This window comes from Methyloceanibacter sp. wino2 (assembly GCF_003071365.1).
In the GTDB taxonomy this organism is placed as follows: Bacteria; Pseudomonadota; Alphaproteobacteria; order Rhizobiales; family Methyloligellaceae; genus Methyloceanibacter.
Genome location: NZ_CP028960.1, coordinates 3,144,371 through 3,160,462, shown reverse-complemented (window position 1 = coordinate 3,160,462; position 16,092 = coordinate 3,144,371). Strand labels below are relative to the sequence as shown.

General features: G+C 63.9%; 18 protein-coding genes. 15 read left to right on the top strand and 3 right to left on the bottom strand.

Features of this window, described 5'->3' with window-relative positions; translation table 11 throughout:
• Nucleotides 1–3: 3 nt before the first annotated feature.
• Nucleotides 4–732, bottom strand: a complete 729-nt coding sequence (queC, locus tag DCY11_RS15125) for a 7-cyano-7-deazaguanine synthase QueC (protein ID WP_108683560.1) — start codon at nt 730–732, stop codon at nt 4–6.
• Nucleotides 733–858: 126 nt separating this feature from the next.
• Here queC and eno point away from each other — a divergent pair, with 126 nt between their 5' ends.
• The 13 genes from eno to DCY11_RS15060 all read left to right on the top strand — a co-directional run bounded on the left by eno (nt 859) and on the right by DCY11_RS15060 (nt 11,452).
• Nucleotides 859–2,133 carry a phosphopyruvate hydratase gene (gene eno / locus DCY11_RS15120; RefSeq protein WP_108683559.1) on the top strand — a complete coding sequence of 425 codons (1,275 nt, stop codon included), beginning with the start codon at nt 859–861 and terminating at the stop codon, nt 2,131–2,133.
• 72 nt (nt 2,134–2,205) lie between these two features.
• Nucleotides 2,206–2,529, top strand: a complete 324-nt coding sequence (locus DCY11_RS15115; RefSeq protein WP_069444744.1) for a septum formation initiator family protein — start codon at nt 2,206–2,208, stop codon at nt 2,527–2,529.
• 123 nt (nt 2,530–2,652) lie between these two features.
• The gene (pdhA, locus tag DCY11_RS15110; protein WP_371515050.1) at nt 2,653–3,702 is read left to right on the top strand and encodes a pyruvate dehydrogenase (acetyl-transferring) E1 component subunit alpha; all 1,050 of its coding nucleotides are present in this window, start codon (nt 2,653–2,655) and stop codon (nt 3,700–3,702) included.
• A gap of 4 nt (nt 3,703–3,706) precedes the next feature.
• Entirely contained in the window at nt 3,707–5,149 is a 1,443-nt protein-coding gene (locus tag DCY11_RS15105; protein WP_108683557.1) for a pyruvate dehydrogenase complex E1 component subunit beta, read from the top strand.
• A complete protein-coding gene (locus DCY11_RS15100; RefSeq protein WP_108683556.1) occupies nt 5,146–5,634 on the top strand; it encodes a hypothetical protein in 489 nt (162 codons plus the stop codon). Before DCY11_RS15105 ends, DCY11_RS15100 begins: the two co-directional genes overlap by 4 nt.
• Nucleotides 5,635–5,690: 56 nt before the next feature.
• The gene (locus DCY11_RS15095) at nt 5,691–6,734 is read left to right on the top strand and encodes a dihydrolipoamide acetyltransferase family protein (RefSeq protein ID WP_245409533.1); all 1,044 of its coding nucleotides are present in this window, start codon (nt 5,691–5,693) and stop codon (nt 6,732–6,734) included.
• Nucleotides 6,735–6,757: 23 nt separating this feature from the next.
• Nucleotides 6,758–7,348 (top strand): N-acetyltransferase, encoded by a 591-nt coding sequence (locus DCY11_RS15090; RefSeq protein ID WP_108683554.1) that lies wholly within the window; start codon nt 6,758–6,760, stop codon nt 7,346–7,348.
• Nucleotides 7,345–7,950 carry a GNAT family N-acetyltransferase gene (locus tag DCY11_RS15085; RefSeq protein ID WP_108683553.1) on the top strand — a complete coding sequence of 202 codons (606 nt, stop codon included), beginning with the start codon at nt 7,345–7,347 and terminating at the stop codon, nt 7,948–7,950. The genes DCY11_RS15090 and DCY11_RS15085 overlap by 4 nt, the downstream gene beginning before the upstream one ends.
• Nucleotides 7,947–9,359: a dihydrolipoyl dehydrogenase gene (gene lpdA, locus DCY11_RS15080; protein WP_108683552.1), complete on the top strand. Its 1,413-nt coding sequence runs from the start codon at nt 7,947–7,949 to the stop codon at nt 9,357–9,359. The genes DCY11_RS15085 and lpdA overlap by 4 nt, the downstream gene beginning before the upstream one ends.
• A gap of 83 nt (nt 9,360–9,442) precedes the next feature.
• Nucleotides 9,443–9,676, top strand: coding sequence for a GlsB/YeaQ/YmgE family stress response membrane protein (locus tag DCY11_RS15075; RefSeq protein WP_069444752.1), 234 nt, complete (start codon nt 9,443–9,445; stop codon nt 9,674–9,676).
• Nucleotides 9,677–9,712: 36 nt separating this feature from the next.
• Complete coding sequence (locus tag DCY11_RS15070) at nt 9,713–9,982, top strand: GlsB/YeaQ/YmgE family stress response membrane protein (RefSeq protein WP_069444753.1); 270 nt, start codon at nt 9,713–9,715, stop codon at nt 9,980–9,982.
• Nucleotides 9,983–10,003: 21 nt separating this feature from the next.
• Nucleotides 10,004–10,966 (top strand): lipoyl synthase, encoded by a 963-nt coding sequence (lipA, locus tag DCY11_RS15065; RefSeq protein ID WP_108683551.1) that lies wholly within the window; start codon nt 10,004–10,006, stop codon nt 10,964–10,966.
• 15 nt (nt 10,967–10,981) lie between these two features.
• A complete protein-coding gene (locus tag DCY11_RS15060) occupies nt 10,982–11,452 on the top strand; it encodes a type II toxin-antitoxin system RatA family toxin (protein WP_108683550.1) in 471 nt (156 codons plus the stop codon).
• An 8-nt stretch (nt 11,453–11,460) separates the two neighbouring features.
• Here the strand turns inward: DCY11_RS15060 and DCY11_RS15055 are convergent, their stop codons facing one another.
• Both DCY11_RS15055 and DCY11_RS15050 read right to left on the bottom strand, forming a co-directional pair.
• Nucleotides 11,461–11,961, bottom strand: coding sequence for a CinA family protein (locus tag DCY11_RS15055; protein ID WP_108683549.1), 501 nt, complete (start codon nt 11,959–11,961; stop codon nt 11,461–11,463).
• On the bottom strand, nt 11,958–13,133 hold the full coding sequence (locus DCY11_RS15050; protein ID WP_245409397.1) for a bifunctional 2-C-methyl-D-erythritol 4-phosphate cytidylyltransferase/2-C-methyl-D-erythritol 2,4-cyclodiphosphate synthase: 1,176 nt from the start codon (nt 13,131–13,133) through the stop codon (nt 11,958–11,960). The genes DCY11_RS15055 and DCY11_RS15050 overlap by 4 nt, the downstream gene beginning before the upstream one ends.
• Before the next feature lie 252 nt (nt 13,134–13,385).
• Here DCY11_RS15050 and DCY11_RS15045 point away from each other — a divergent pair, with 252 nt between their 5' ends.
• Together DCY11_RS15045 and ntrC are read left to right on the top strand one after the other, a co-directional pair.
• Nucleotides 13,386–14,504 carry a nitrogen regulation protein NR(II) gene (locus tag DCY11_RS15045; protein ID WP_108683547.1) on the top strand — a complete coding sequence of 373 codons (1,119 nt, stop codon included), beginning with the start codon at nt 13,386–13,388 and terminating at the stop codon, nt 14,502–14,504.
• A 15-nt stretch (nt 14,505–14,519) separates the two neighbouring features.
• Entirely contained in the window at nt 14,520–15,965 is a 1,446-nt protein-coding gene (gene ntrC, locus DCY11_RS15040) for a nitrogen regulation protein NR(I) (protein ID WP_108683546.1), read from the top strand.
• The last annotated feature ends 127 nt before the right edge of the window (nt 15,966–16,092 follow it).

The following is a 16,092-nucleotide window of genomic DNA, read 5'->3' as shown; positions in this document are numbered from 1 at the left end:
CTCCTAACCGGCCTGCGCCATCTCTCGCCATTCACGGTAGCCCTTGGCGCGCAGATCGCAGGCCGGGCAGGTCCCGCAGCCATAGCCCCAATCGTGCTTGGTGGCGTGGTCGCCCCTGTAGCAGGTATGGGTCTCTTCCAGGATAAGATCGATGAAGGTGGCGCCCCCGAGCTTGTCCGCGAGGGCCCAGCTCTCAGCCTTCGATAGCCACATCAGCGGTGTCTCAATGGAAAACGGGATCTCCGTGCCCAAGCCGATGGCCGTCTGAAGCGCCTGCATCGTCTCATCCCGGCAGTCCGGATAGCCGGAATAGTCGGTCTCGCACATGCCGCCGACCAGCACGTTCAGGCCCCGGCGATAGCCGAGCGCCGCCGCATAGACGAAGAACACCAGGTTGCGCCCTGGGACGAAGGTGGAGGGCAGACCGGACTCCGTCATGACAATCTCGGCGTCGGACGTCAGCGCCGTATCCCCAATCGCGCCGAAGCTGGAGATATCGATCATGTGATCGGGACCGAGACGCGGGGCCCAGTCCGGAAAGCGCTCGGCAATGGCCGAGCGGACCCGTTGCCGGCACTCGAGTTCGATGCTGTGCCGCTGGCCGTAGTTGAAGCCGACGGTCTCCACGCGGGCGTAGCGGTCCAAAGCGTAGCCCAGGCACGTCGTGGAATCCTGGCCGCCGGAGAACAGGACCAGAGCGCCGGCCGGTTCTTCTGCGGGGGGTGATGCCATGAACTATCTCCCGATTGGGCCCAAGACGCGGGGACGCGCCTCCTGGACATATACGCCTTCCCGTTCTCGTCCGCCTAGGCTATGACGGCCTCAAAACATCACAGAGTTTCTTGGGGGGACACCCACATGGCAGCCATCGCGACCATCGTCGGCAGAGAAATCCTTGATAGCCGCGGCAACCCGACCGTTGAAGTCGATGTTGTCCTCGAGGACGGCCATCACGGCCGCGCCGCTGTTCCGTCGGGCGCTTCGACCGGCGCTCACGAAGCCCACGAGCTCCGCGACGGCGGGCCCCGGTATGGCGGCAAGGGCGTGAGAAAGGCGGTCGAGGCGGTCAACGGCGAAATCCGAAAGGCGCTGGACGGTTTCGACGCCGACGACCAGCGCGGCCTCGACCAATTGTTGTGCGACCTCGACGGAACCGAGAACAAGAAGCGGCTCGGCGCCAACGCCATTCTCGGCGTTTCCCTGGCTGCGGCGAAGGCCGCGGCAGCTGCCAGCGAGAAGCCGCTCTACGCCTATCTCGGAGGAGACGACGCAAACCTGCTGCCCGTGCCGATGATGAACATCGTCAATGGCGGCATGCACGCGGACAATCCCATCGACTTTCAGGAATTCATGATCGTTCCCGTCGGCGCGCCTAGCATCGCTGAGGCCGTCCGCATGGGCGCCGAGGTGTTCCACACGCTGAAGAAGGGCCTTCACGACGCGGGCTTCGGCACGGCCGTGGGCGACGAGGGCGGCTTCGCGCCTAATATCGAATCCACGCGCGCCGCGCTCGACTTCGTCATGAAGGCAATCGAGACCGCCGGCTACCATCCGGGCAAGGACATGTATCTCGCCCTCGACGTGGCGGCGACCGAGTTCTTCAAGGACGGGCAATACGTGCTGGCGGGCGAGAACCGCACGCTCTCCTCCGAGGAGATGGCGGCCTATCTCGCCGACCTTGCCTCCAACTATCCGATCTTCTCCATCGAGGACGGCATGTCGGAAGACGATTGGGACGGCTGGCGCACGCTGACCGAGGCAATTGGCGACCGCGTCCAACTCGTGGGCGACGATCTTTTCGTGACGAACGTTACGCGCCTAAAAGAGGGCATCGACAAGCACATCGCCAACGCCATCCTCATCAAGGTCAACCAGATCGGCACGCTGTCGGAGACGTTGGACGCGGTGAATATGGCACACGATGCGAACTACAATGCCGTCATGTCGCACCGGTCCGGGGAAACCGAGGACGCCACGATCGCCGATCTCGCCGTCGCGACCAACTGCGGACAGATCAAGACGGGCTCGCTGGCGCGTTCCGACCGGGTCGCCAAGTACAACCAGCTCATCCGCATCGAGGAGGAGCTTGGCCCCAAGGCGCGCTACGCCGGGACGACGATCCTGAAGGCCTAAAATCCGCAGGCCGGTAACCGCGCCTTAACGACCACGCAACGATGTTTGTGATTCGCTGCGTGGGGAGGAACGATGCGGTTCAGGGCGTTCATATTCCCGCTTCTGGCTTTGGGAGCGGGCGGCTATTTCGGCTACCATCTGCAAAATGGCGACCACGGGCTGGCGGCGAAGACCGACTTGCAGCGCCGTGCGGCCGTGCTGGAAGGGGAGCTCGAAGGGCTGCGCGAGGTCCGGCAGCGGATCGAGCGGGACGTGGCGCTCTTGGAGCCCGACAGCCTCGATCCGGACATGCTGGACGAGCGGGCCCGGGCCATTCTCAACCTGGCGCATCCGAGCGACCTCGTCATGATGAACAGACGACCGCCCGATCCCACGGGACCGCTGATCAAGCGCTGAAATCCGGCGCCGCGCCGGACTTTATGCAGCAGTCCGTGTCTTTGGGCTGACTTTGGAGTCGTGCTAGCTTCGGTGGCAAGCACGGTGTGAGTCGCAAGGAGGCCCGGATTGACCAGCCCAAGCCTGACGCCTGGAGCGGCCAATTTCTGGATGGACCAGAAGCCCTCCGAGAGCCCTAATGAGCCAACGCCTCCGGCCGGCTCCAATCTCACACCCGACGAGTACCTCACCGCCTACCGCAAGATGCTTCTCGTCCGCCGGTTCGAGGAGAAGGCCGGACAGCTCTACGGCATGGGCTATATCGGCGGCTTCTGCCATCTCTATATCGGCCAGGAAGCCGTGGTCACCGGCATGATGTTGGCCAAGCGCGACGGCGACCAGGTCATCACGTCCTATCGCGATCACGGCCACATGCTGGCCACCGGCATGGACCCCAAAGGCGTCATGGCGGAGCTCACCGGACGGCAGAGCGGCTACTCCAAAGGCAAGGGCGGCTCGATGCACATGTTCTCCGTGGAGAAGGGCTTCTACGGCGGCCACGGCATCGTCGGCACGCCGGCGCCGCTCGGTTCGGGCATCGCCTTTGCCAACAAATATCGCCGCAACGACAATGTGTGCCTGACCTTCTTCGGCGAGGGCGCAGCCAACCAGGGCCAGGTCTACGAGAGCTTCAACATGGCCTCGCTGTGGAAGCTCCCGGTGCTCTACATCATCGAGAACAATCATTACGCCATGGGCACCTCCGTCGAGCGCGCCTCGGCCCAAGCCCAGGACCTCCATCATCGCGGGCTCGCCTTCGGGATTCCGGGACGCGAAGTCGACGGCATGGACGTGGCGGCGGTGAAGGAAGCTGGCGAGAAGGCGCTCGCCCATATCCGCGCCGGCAACGGCCCCATGATCCTGGAGATGCTGACCTATCGGTATCGCGGTCACTCGATGTCGGATCCGGCGAAATATCGGACACGGGAAGAGGTGCAGGACATGCGTCAGCACCACGATCCGATCGAGCTCGTCCACAAACGCCTCACCGATCTCGGCCGTCCCGAAGACGAGATGAAGGCGATCGACAAGGAGATCCGGGCGATCGTCAACGAGGCCGCGCAGTTCGCCCAGGATGAGCCGGAGCCGGACGCAAGCGAGCTTTGGACCGACGTCGTGGCGACGAAAGGCTAAGGCGATGCCTACCGACATTCTCATGCCCGCACTGTCGCCCACGATGGAGGAGGGCACGCTCGCCAAATGGCACGTCAAGGAGGGCGATGCTGTCCAGACCGGCGATGTGATCGCCGAAATCGAGACCGACAAGGCGACGATGGAAGTCGAAGCCATCGAGGACGGTGTCATCCAGTCGATCCTCGTGTCGGAAGGCACCGAGCATGTGCCGGTCAATCAACCCATCGCCGTGATGCAATTGGAGGACGACGAAGCCCCGGCGGAAGGCGGGCCTGCGGTCGCGGCGCCGCCGCCCACTTCCACGTCGGCACAGGCTGAACCTGCGGCACCCGCCGCGCAGGAGCCGCCACCGGACTTTGGCGAAACCGAGCCTGCAGTCGAGACCGCTCCCGCAGGCCCGCAAGCCGCACCGGCCGAGCCTGCCCCTGAACCCGACATCCCGCCCGGCACCGAGACCGTGGACATGACCGTGCGCGAAGCCTTGCGCGATGCCATGGCCGAGGAGATGCGCCGCGACGGCGACGTCTTCGTCATGGGCGAGGAGGTGGCCGAGTATCAGGGGGCCTACAAAGTCACCCAGGGGCTGCTGGAAGAATTCGGCGACCGCCGCGTCATCGATACGCCGATCACGGAGTATGGCTTTGCCGGCATCGGTGTGGGCGCGGCCTTCGCGGGGCTCCGGCCGATCGTCGAGTTCATGACCTGGAACTTCGCGCTGCAGGCCATCGACCACATCATCAACTCCGCCGCCAAGACGCTCTATATGTCGGGCGGCCAGATGCACTGTCCGATCGTGTTTCGCGGCCCCAACGGGGCGGCTGCCCGCGTCGCGGCCCAACACAGCCAGGACTTTTCCGCCATCTACGCCCAAGTTCCCGGACTGAAAGTCATCGCGCCGTACAGCGCATCCGACGCAAAGGGGCTGTTGAAAGCGGCGATCCGCGAGAACAGCCCTGTGGTGTTCCTGGAAAACGAAATTCTCTACGGCCAGACCTTCCCGGTTCCCAAACTCGACGACTTCGTTCTGCCGATCGGCAAGGCGCGCATTGCACGGCCAGGACGCGACGTGACGCTCGTCTCCTATTCGCGTGGCCTGGCCTACACCATCGACGCGGCCGAACGATTGGCGGAAGAGGGGATAGACGCCGAGGTCATCGACCTGCGCACCTTGCGGCCGCTCGATATCGACACCGTGCTGGCCTCGGTGCGGAAGACCAACCGCATCGTGACCATCGAGGAAGGCTGGCCCATCTGTTCCGTCGGCACTGAGATTTGCGCGCAAGTAACGGCAGGCGCTTTCGACTATCTCGATGCGCCGCCGCTCAAGATCACAGGCGCGGACGTTCCCATGCCGTACGCCGCCAATCTCGAGAAGCTGGCGCTGCCCTCCGTGGACCTTGTCGTCAGCGCGGCCAAATCTGTTTGCTACCGTGAGGATGCCGCATGACGGACTTTTGGCTGACCGACGAGGAAATGGACAAGGAAATTGAGGCCAACCGGGCGGTGTGCCAGCGGCTCGACGACTACGACCGGGACGAGGACGGCTGGGAGGAAATCTGGGAGGGCGTCTTCGCGATCCTGGTCGAGCATATGGACGAAGTGCGCGAAGTGTTCGACCTCGACCCGCGCAAGTCGGAACTATTTTCGGAGTTCCCGGATCTTCTCTGGGCGGCCTGCGACCCGCAGCAGCCCATCATCTACTCGCCCGTGTTCCGCGAATTCGGCATGCCTGTGTTCGACGGCGGGCCGGCCATGACCACGCTGCGCTACGATCCGTGGACAGGCAAAGCGCTTCCGCCGTCCGTGCGCGATGAGTTCTTCGAAGAGGCCGAAAAGATCCTGGGCCATGAGGTCGGCGTGCTCGACGAGGAACTCGATACGCTCCCCGACGCTTATCAGCGTGAGACTTGGTGGATCGAGAAGGGACTTTGACCATGAACGTCCCCGTGGGTCACAATGGTCCGCACGACAGCTCTGCTGAGCATGTGATGGACCGGATCGCGGAGCAAATTCTGGGAAGCTCGCAAGACGGAAACGCCGGCGCAGGACGTCTGTTCGCCTCTCCGCTCGCACGGCGCATCGCTCGCGATCGCGGCATCGACCTTGCCGCGCTGACGGGCTCCGGCCCCCACGGCCGCATCGTCCTCGCCGACGTCGAGCGCGCCTTGGCGGAACCGCAACCGCCGAAAGCCGCGCCAGTCGAAGGCGCACCGGCGGCTGAGCCTGAAGCACCCGTCCATGGTGAACTCATGCGAGCGCCGTCAACCGCGGCCGTCCCAGGCATGGCGCAACCCATGCCGGACAAGCAGATCCTCGCGCTATACGAGCCGGGGCGCTACGAAGTCGTGCCGCACGACACGATGCGCCGCTTCATCGCCGACCGGCTCACGCTCGCCAAGCAGACGATCCCGCATTTCTATCTCAACATCGAATGCGAACTCGATGCGTTGCTGGCCGCCCGCGAGCGGTTGAACGACATGGCGCCGCATGAGGGGCCCCGCGCCTTCAAGCTCTCGGTGAACGACTTCATCATCAAGGCAATGGCCATGGCGCTGCAGACCGTGCCGGCCGCGAACGCGACCTGGACGGAGCAGGGCATCCTGCGCCATCGCCCATCGGATATCTCCGTGGCCGTGGCGCTCGAAGGCGGCGGGCTCTACACGCCCGTGATCCGCGACGCCGAGCTCAAGAGCCTGTCGGAGATCTCCAACGAGATGCGCGATCTCGCGTCCCGTGCTCGCTCCAAACGTCTCGCCCCACACGAATATCAGGGCGGCGCGACATCGATCTCCAATCTCGGCATGTTCGGCATCGACAGCTTCGACGCGGTCATCAACCCGCCGCACAGCTCGATCCTCGCCGTGGGGCGCGCGGAGAAGAAGCCTATCGTGAAGGACGATGCCATCAAGATCGCCACGATGATGGGCGTGACGCTGTCTTGCGATCATCGGGTCATTGACGGTGCGCTGGGCGCGGAGCTCCTTGCCGCCTTCAAGGCCTATCTCGAAGACCCCGTGACGATGCTGGTCTAGCGGGGAGGCCGTCCGACTCTTCCATGGCGCTCGAACCCACATTCCGCCCGGCGACGCTGGCAGACGCCGCCGCGCTGGCCGTGCTCGTGGATATCGCGGCCAATGGCCTGGCGAACCAAATTTGGCTGGATCAGGCCGGTCCCGCTCAATCGGCGCTTGAAGTGGGGCGTCAATCGGTGCGACGGCCCGAGGACGTGGACTCCTATCGCAATGCGACAATCGCCATGATGGGCCCGGAAATCGCCGCCTGCGTGATCGGCGGACTGCCGGAGGCTCTCTATGACGCGTGCCGACTGGACGAGAAGCCAGACATCTTTCGCCCGGTTGGACGGCTCGCGCTGCAAGCGCCGGGGACCTGGTTCATCGACGTCATTGCCAGTTTCGCCGAGTTCCGGGGATACGGTCTCGGGTCGAAGCTTCTCGCGCTTGCGGCCACGAAGGCTCGGGAGGCCGGCGCTGCCGGCAACAGTCTCGTCGTCGGCAGTTGGAACACCGGCGCCGAACGCCTCTATAGACGCTGCGGATTTCTACCGGTGGCACGGGAGCCCGCAATCTTGCCGGAGTCGTACCCGCAATCTGGAGACTGGATCTTGATGCAAAGGCCGCTGACGTGACAACGCCGCCGACATTCCGCCCGGCGACGCTCGCGGATGCTGCGGCGCTGGCGATGCTCGTGGACATCGCGGGCGAGGGCGCGCCGAACCGGCTGTGGCTCGACATGGCGGGCCCTGGCCACTCGGCGCTCGAAGTCGGTCGCGAGCGCGCGCGCCGTGAGGAGGGCGGTTTCTCCTATCGCCACACCACCATTGCCGAGATCGGCGATGAGATCGTCGCGTGCCTCATCGGCTACCGGCTGGATGACCCGTACGACCTCTCCGGCGTCGACGAACTGCCCGCCATGTTGCAACCGCTCGTGCGCCTCGAAGCCCAGGCCCCCGGCACATGGTATGTGAACGTGCTGGCGACGTTTACGGAGCACCGCGGAATGGGCCTCGGCATGAAGCTTCTCGATGTCGCGAACGAGCGGGCGCGTGAAACCGGCGCCCCGGCCGCAAGCATCATCGTGGGCAGTTGGAACGAGGGAGCCGGGCGGCTCTACCGGCGGGCCGGATACGAGCAGATCGCAAGTGAACGTGCGGTGCTTCCGCCGGACCTGCCGCAATCTGGAGACTGGATCTTGATGACACGGCCAGTGACGACGGGGGCGCTCGCATGACCTCCGGCACGGAATTCGATCTCGTCGTCATCGGCGGCGGACCCGGCGGCTACGTGGCGGCGATCCGCGCCGCCCAGCTCGGCATGCGCACGGCCGTCATCGAGCGGGAGCACCTCGGCGGCATTTGCCTGAACTGGGGATGCATCCCCACGAAGGCGCTGCTGCGGACCTCGGAGCTCTACCGGCAGATCAAGGAAGCCGAGGCGTTCGGCCTGCGCGTCGACGGGCTCGGCTTCGATTTCGGCCAGCTCATCCAGCGCAGCCGCAACGTGGCCGACAAGCTCTCCCGCGGCGTCGCCTTTCTGATGAAGAAGAACAAGATCGCCATGTTCGATGCAACGGGACGCCTCGAAGGCCCCGGACGCGTCGCACTCAACGCCAAGGACGGCACCATCCTGCCGTCGGTCACGGCGCAACACATCGTCATCGCGACCGGTGCGCGGGCCCGCAGCCTTCCCGCTCTGGAACCCGACGGGGTCCGCATCTGGACCTACAAGGAAGCGATGGTGCCGCCGCGTCTGCCGCAATCGCTTCTCGTCATCGGCTCGGGCGCGATCGGCATCGAGTTCGCGAGCTTCTATCGGGCGCTCGGCGTCGAGGTGACGGTCGTCGAAGTCCAGGATCGCATTCTGCCGGTGGAGGACGAGGAGATCTCGAAACTCGCCCATATGGCTTTCACCAAACAGGGCATCGCAATCCATACCGGCACGACCGTCGAGAACCTGCACCATACCGACGAAGGTGGCGTCTCGGCCCGGCTGCGTGCCGCCGACGGCAACACCACCGACGTCGCCGCCGAGCGCGTCATTCTGGCGGTCGGGATTACCGGCAACGTCGAAGGCCTCGGCCTCGAACAGCATGGCGTGACGGTCGACCGGGGGCACATCGTCATCGACGAATGGTGCCGCACGGGCGCGCCTGGTGTCTATGCCATCGGAGACGTGGTCGGACCGCCATGGCTCGCCCACAAGGCCATGCATGAAGGCGTCCTCTGCGTTGAGAAGATCGCGGGCATCGAAGGCGTCCATCCGCTCGACCCGCGCAACGTGCCGGGCTGCACGTATTGCACGCCGCAGATCGCGAGCCTTGGCCTGACCGAAGCCGCTGCGCGCGAGGCGGGTTATGAGCTCAAGGTCGGGCGTTATCCGTACTCCGCCAACGGCAAGGCCATTGCGCTGGGCGAGACCGACGGTCTCATCAAGACGATTTTCGACGCCAAGACCGGCGCTCTACTCGGCGCGCATATGATCGGCGCCGAAGTCACGGAACTGATTCAAGGATTTGCCATCGGCAAGACGCTCGAGACGACCGAGGCCGAACTCATGGCCACGATCTTTCCTCATCCGACATTATCGGAGATGATGCATGAGTCGGTTCTGGACGCATTCGGGCGTGCCTTGCACATTTGAACGCGCCAGTCCTGAACGCGCCGAAGCGACCCACGGCAAGGTGGCGCACCAATTTGAGCCGGACCAACGGCAGGAGACCTGAAATGTCGCTCATTATCTTCCTTGTGGTCGGCCTGATCGCCGGCGTTCTCGGCTCATACCTGATGGGGCGGAAGAACGATCTTCTCACCAATCTCTTGATCGGCGTCGTCGGCGCTGTCGTGGGCGGCTTGCTGGGCGGCTTCGTCGGCATCACAGCCTCGAACCTCCTCGGCCAGGTCATCATCGCGACCGCAGGCGCGGTTCTGTGTATTTGGCTTTGGCAGCGGATGCGTTAGGTTCGGCGCGAACGGACAACACATAGGGAGGCGAGCATGGAAGCTCACGGTTTGTTTTCGATGCCGGGTGTCGGCTTTATCGGCCTGATCATTATCGGCATCTTGGCCGGTTACATCGCCGAGAAGATCACCGCCAGCGACCACGGCCTATTCACCAACTTCCTGGTCGGTATCGCCGGCTCGTTTCTCGGCGGCACGCTCGCGCGCATCATCGGCGTTGAGTTCTACGGCTGGGTGGGCAACCTGATCGTAGCCTCGATCGGTGCCGTCATCGTCATTTGGCTTTGGCGCAAGATCAACCCATAGCCCACGCACTCAAGAACACGCATGGTTACACTGCTGAATACGGTTCAAGAGACAAAAGGACGGCCGCGCCATCCCGAGAAGGCGCGGCTTCCCGATACGCCCGTCATGCGCAAACCGGAGTGGATCCGCGTGAAGGCGCCGGGCAATCACGCTCTCGACGGCACGCGCGAGACGTTGCAGCGCCACGGTCTCCACACGGTCTGTGAAGAAGCCGCGTGCCCCAACATCGGAGAGTGCTGGTCGAAACGGCACGCCACCGTAATGATCATGGGCGATGTATGCACGCGCGCCTGCGCCTTCTGTAACGTCGCCACGGGCAAGCCGGCGCATCTGGATCCGGACGAACCCATGCGTACGGCGGACGCGATCGCCGAGCTCGGCCTGACCCATGTGGTCGTCACCTCCGTCGACCGGGATGACCTTGCCGACGGGGGCGCGGCTCATTTCGCGCGCACGATCACCGCCATACGCAAGGCGGCGCCTGAAACCACGATCGAAGTCCTGACGCCCGACTTCATGCGCAAGACGGGCGCGCTTGAGATCGTGCTGGAGGCGCGCCCGGACGTCTTCAACCACAATATCGAAACGGTGCCCTCGCTCTATCGGCGCATTCGTCCGGGTGCGGAATTTTCACACTCCGCGCGGTTGCTGAAAGAGGCAAAGCGCATCGATCCAGCGGTGTTTACGAAATCAGGCATCATGGTGGGCCTTGGCGAAACCGACGACGAGGTCGAGAGCGTGATGGACGATCTGCGTGCGGCCGACGTGGATTTCCTCACCATCGGCCAGTACTTGCAGCCAACGCGCAAACATGCCGCCATCGACCGCTTCGTCACACCGGAGCGCTTCGCGGATTACAAGCGCCTCGCCGAAGCAAAAGGCTTTCTCCTTGTCGCCTCGACGCCGCTGACACGCTCGTCCTATCACGCGGCGGAAGATTTCGTGCAGCTGAAGGCGGCGCGGCTTGCGAGCCTCGCCGGCTAGCTCAAAAAACCAAGCATGCAGACTTTCGAAACCCGTCACCGCGTCGCCCATGGGGCCGACGACATGTATGCGCTGGTCGCGAACGTCGAGGACTATCCGAAGTTCCTGCCGCTCTGCGAAGCGCTCAGCATCGTGCGCCGCGAGACCGTCGACGACAAAGAGGTTCTGACCGCCAATATGGAGGTCGGATACAAGCTGATCCGCGAGCGGTTCACTAGCCGCGTGACGCTCGATCCGGCAGCACTGTCGATCCTGGTCGAGTATGTCGACGGGCCCTTCGAGCATCTTGAAAATCGTTGGATGTTCGAACCACAAGGCACAGGCGAATCGGAGGTCGATTTCTACATCGCCTATCGGTTCCGCTCGCGCATGTTCGAGCGGCTGGTCGGCAGCCTGTTCGACAAGGCAGTCCGAAAATACACGGACGCCTTCGAGGCGCGTGCGGACGAGGTCTATGGCGTGAAGGGCCGCGCGCTCACCAGCTAAGCGCCGCGCTAGGCGAGAGCGCGCAACATGAGAAGCGCACACTCGACGCTTAAGCGGCGAATCTCGTCGCGGCCAAGATCGCCAAACTCAACACGTTGATGCTGTGTCGGTACGTCCCGGCGTTCGGCCGCGAAATGTACCAAACCGACCGGCTTGTCGTCGGTTCCGCCGCCAGGCCCCGCAATTCCCGTAATGGCCACAGCCATCGTCGCGTTGCTGTGGGCCAAGGCCCCTCCCGCCATGGCGCGCGCGACCTCCTCACTCACGGCGCCATGTTTCTCGATGAGCCAGAAGGGAACGCCCAGCATTTCGGACTTGGCGGTATTCGTATAGGTCACGAACCCGCGGTCAAACACGTCCGAGGATCCCGGAACGGATGTGAGGGCGGCCGAGACCAGCCCGCCAGAGCATGATTCCGCCGTCGCGATCAGATCGCTGCCGGCACGTGCGGCCTCGAGGACCTCCGCCGCCAGCGCCGTCAACGCTTCATCTGAAGGGACGTCGCTCATGGAAGCATCACCGTCGCTGTGGCCATGGCCGCGATGCCTTCCTCGCGGCCGATAAAGCCAAGCTGTTCGTTCGTGGTCGCCTTCACGCTGACTTGGTTGAGGCCAAGACCGAGGATGTCCGCAATGGCCCCGCGCATGGCGTCGCGATGCGGACCGATCTTCGGCGTCTCGCAGATCAGCGTGACGTCGGCGTGCACGATCTTGCCGCCGAGCGCCGCGATCCGCTCGCCGGCGTCTTTCAAGAACATATCGGAACTTGCACCGCGCCACCGCGCATCCGTGGGCGGGAAATGCGCGCCGATATCCCCATCGGCGATCGTGCCGAGCAGGGCGTCGGTCAGCGCATGCAGCCCCACATCGGCGTCGCTGTGACCAAGCAACGTCCGCGTATGGGGAATAACCACGCCACAGAGCGTGACGGCATCGCCGGGCCCCAGCCTGTGTACGTCATATCCCGACCCGACACGCATGGTGCCGGCGGGTGCGCTTTGCCGCATCAGTTGATCGGCGATCATCAAGTCCTCCGCCGTCGTCAGCTTACGATTGTGCTCCGAACCTTCGACGATCGCCACGTTGATCCCGAACCACTCCGCTACGGAGGTATCGTCCGTGAACTCCAGTGTCGAATCCCGGGCGGCCGCGCGGTGCGCCGTCAGGATCGCCTCGAAGTTGAACCCCTGCGGTGTCTGCGCGCGCAAGAGACCCTCACGCGGCACGGTGCCTGCGACGTGACCGGCGTCGGCCCGTTTCAGCGTGTCGGTTACGGCCAGACAGGGCAGGGCGCCGGGCGAGGCCTCGAGCGCATCGATGACCCGAGAGACCAAGGCTTCGTCGGCAAACGGCCGCGCAGCGTCGTGGATCAGAACCTTCGTTGGCGCCTTGTCCGCGAGAGCCTCCAACCCAAGACGTACACTGTCTTGTCGGCGGGCACCGCCCATGACGGCCGGCAGGATGTCCGATGCAAAGAGTGCGCTGGCCTCGCCATACAACGCCACATCGTCTGGATGAATGACGACCAGGATATCGTGCACGCCCGGGTGGGCCGCGAAGACCGATAGGGTGCGAGCCAGCATCGGCGCGCCGCCGATCTCGCAGTACTGCTTTGGCTGCGCCGCGTCAGTGGAGGCCCGCGCGCCACGCCCGGCGGCAACAATCAGCGCTGCAACAGTCACAAAACATCTCCCAAGGACTGCAACAAGAGTGCCCATTTCTGGGTCTAAGTCGCTGATTCGCAAGGTTGTTGCACTGCGGCATATCGATTATTGCCCCAACGAAAAACACACGTATGTTGCCCAATAATAGTTCATGACTCATCGGTGCTTATATTTTATGCACGCTCAATTGGGCCACCGGACGCGGCGGCGAGGATATAGGCTTTGACGCTCTCTACCAAAACACCAGGGGCGGGCCAGAACTTAAAGGGTATGGCGTGCGAGGCTCTCGTGGAGGCCCTGCCGCATCCGCTTTTGGTCATCGGCAAGGGCCTTGCCATCGAGTATGTCAACGCGGCGGCTGAAGACTTCTTTCAGATGAGCGCCAGCGTCCTCTCCCGTCACAGCCTGCCGGACGTGGTTGCCTTCGGCTGTCCTCTGATCGCGCTCGTGGAGCAGGTTCAGCGCAACGGCACGACCGTCAACGAATACGGCGTGGAGCTGAGCTCGTTCCGTTTCGAATCCACCAAGCTTGTGGACCTTTATGGCGGACCGGTCGCAGTCGGCGACAGCACGGTGATGGTGATGATCCAGCAGCGCAGCATGGCGCAGATGATCGAACGCCAGTTGACCCATCGCGGCGCCGCGCGATCCGTCTCCGGTCTTGCCGCGGTTCTGGCACACGAGATCAAGAACCCACTCTCGGGCATTCGCGGGGCAGCGCAGCTTCTCGAGGGTGAGTGCGACGAATCCGACCGTACACTGACGCAGTTGATCTGCTCGGAGTCGGACCGCATCTGCAAACTCGTGGACCGCATGGAGATCTTCGGGGACGAGCGCCCGCTGCAACGGGAACCTGTGAACATTCACGACGTACTCGACCATGTGAAGCAGGTGGCTTCGACGGGCTTCGCCAGCCACATCAAGATCGTCGAGAATTACGATCCGTCGCTTCCGCCGGTGCCCGGCAGCCGCGACAAGCTCGTGCAGGTGTTCCTGAACCTCGTTAAGAATGCCGCCGAGGCGATCGGCGACTCCCGCAAAGACGGTCAAATCACCTTGTCGACCGCGTTCCGCCCCGGCGTGAGGCTTTCGGTGCCGGGAAGTCAGGCCCGTGTGAGCCTCCCGCTGGAAATCGCCGTCGAGGACAATGGCAGCGGCGTTCCCGCCGACCTGATTCAACACCTGTTCGACCCGTTCGTCTCCACGAAGCCTTCCGGGACGGGCCTCGGCCTTGCCCTGGTCGCGAAGATCATCGGGGACCACGGCGGCATCATCGAGTGCGATTCACGGCCGCGCTACACAGTGTTCCGTGCACTGATGCCGATGGCGAGCCGCGATGGGACAACGCGGGCCGCCGAAACAGCGGAACAAGACGAAGCACATATCTAAGAGACAGACCGAAGTATGGGAAAAGGCAATATCCTGATCGCCGACGACGACGCGGCAATCCGAACGGTCCTGAACCAGGCCCTTGCCCGCGCAGGCTATGCGCCGCGCGCGACCGGCAACGCGGCGACACTGTGGCGTTGGGTCAGCCAAGGTGACGGGGACCTCATCATCACCGACGTGGTGATGCCGGACGAAAGCGCGTTCGATTTGATTCCGCGCATCAAGAAGCTGCGGCCGGACCTACCGATCGTCGTCATGAGCGCCCAGAACACCTTCATGACGGCCGTAACAGCGGCAGAGCGGGGGGCTTACGAATACCTGCCCAAGCCGTTCGATTTGAACGAGCTGATTTCGGTCGTGAGCCGCGCACTGGCGGAGCCGCGCAAGAAGGTCCAGCCGCTCTCCGCCGAGTCCTCGGACGGCATGCCACTGATCGGGCGCTGCCCGGCGATGCAGGACATCTATCGCGTCCTGGCGCGTCTGACCCAAACCGACCTCACCGTCATGATCACGGGCGAGTCCGGCACCGGCAAGGAACTCGTCTCGCGCGCGCTGCACGAATACGGCAAACGGCGGAACGGCCCGTTCGTGGCCATCAACATGGCGGCCATTCCGCGGGAACTCATCGAATCCGAGTTGTTCGGACACGAGAAGGGGGCCTTCACTGGGGCGCAGACCCGTCATGTGGGCCGTTTCGAGCAGGCCGAAGGCGGCACGCTCTTCCTGGACGAGATCGGCGATATGCCGATGGAGGCGCAAACGCGTCTCCTACGCGTGCTGCAGGAAGGCGAGTACACGACCGTGGGCGGACGAACACCCATCCGAACCAATGTCCGGATCATCGCCGCGACAAACCGCGACCTGCAGCAGCAGATCGATCAAGGTTTGTTCCGCGAGGATCTCTACTACCGGCTGAACGTCGTGCCGCTGCGCTTGCCGCCCTTGCGCGAACGGCTTGAGGACATTCCCGACCTCGTGCGCCACTTCCTCGCGATCGCCGAGAAAGAGGGGCTGCCGCCCAAGAGCTTCGAAGCCGGTGCGATCGAGAGGCTCAAGCGGCATAACTGGCCGGGCAATGTGCGTGAGCTCGAGAACCTGGTCCGCCGACTGTCGGCCATCTACACCCAGGACATCGTGACCGTCGACATGGTGGAAAGCGAGTTCGCACCGACCGCGCGCGCGGCCTCGTTCAGCGATACGCCCGAGGCCGCGGCGGATTTGTCCGAAGCGGTGGAGCGCTACCTCAGCGACTACTTCATGAGCTTCGGCCAGGAGCTGCCGCCGGCCGGGCTCTACACGAGGATCCTGCGAAAGGTTGAATCGCCCCTGATCACGGCGGCCTTGGCCGCGACCCGCGGCAATCAGATTCGCGCCGCCGATCTATTGGGCGTGAACCGCAACACGTTGCGCAAGAAGATCCGCGACCTCGGGATCAAAGTCATCCGGACTCCCGCCGCCTAGCCCTGGTCAGGGCTACTCCCGCATCCCATATGACCGCGGTGCATGTCCTTCGGGGCGCGTACAGTCATGCACCGTCCGCCTGTCGCCAAAGCGCCACATTGTGATCTTATTGCATCATGCCTGTGGT